Origin of the sequence: Haloarcula sp. Atlit-7R, from assembly GCF_003666065.1 — an archaeon.
GTDB lineage: Archaea > Halobacteriota > Halobacteria > Halobacteriales > Haloarculaceae > Haloarcula > Haloarcula taiwanensis.
On record NZ_QXIK01000096.1, the window covers coordinates 1 to 459 of the forward strand.

Below are 459 nucleotides of genomic sequence, written 5' to 3' on the forward strand. Positions count from 1 at the left end.
GGCCGCAGCGAGGACACGTGGTATACTCCCAGAACTGCTTGAGTCGCCGCTCGATGAGGGCATCGAGCGGCTCGGTGTCCAACTCGAACAATCCAAGATCAACGAGCTGGCGAAGCATTCCACCGAACGCTGGCTGAGTCTGAGACATAACCTCATGATTTCGGCTCGTTCACCGTAACTACACGGTCGTTCATCAGCTCTACATAAGAGCGACTCTGGCTCGTACAGAGGACTTATTTGTGAGACACACGTCTCACAGCATATGAGCACTGATACCGACGACGGGCGAAACGACGACGGTGGGACCACGAAAATCGATGTCCGAGTCCCTACTGCAATGGTTGACGCCATCGACGAAGAGTTCGCCCGACGTGGGTACACCTCTCGGTCGGAGGCAATTCGAGACGCTCTTCGCGACTGGCTGAACCCATCGGTGCAGCTGTCCGAAGAGACGCTCGC

The 459-nt window shown here is 56.6% G+C and carries 1 protein-coding gene and 1 pseudogene; one reads left to right on the plus strand and one right to left on the minus strand.

The window, feature by feature from the left end; all coding sequences use genetic code 11:
- Positions 1-148 (minus strand): annotated as a pseudogene (locus tag D3D01_RS22805) (IS1595 family transposase); the annotation flags it as partial.
- Between the two features lie 114 nt (positions 149-262).
- On the opposite strand from D3D01_RS22805, the gene D3D01_RS22810 reads away from it, so the two are divergent.
- Positions 263-459 (plus strand): ribbon-helix-helix domain-containing protein (locus tag D3D01_RS22810; protein WP_121513872.1); only part of this gene is annotated, 197 nt, incomplete at its 3' end.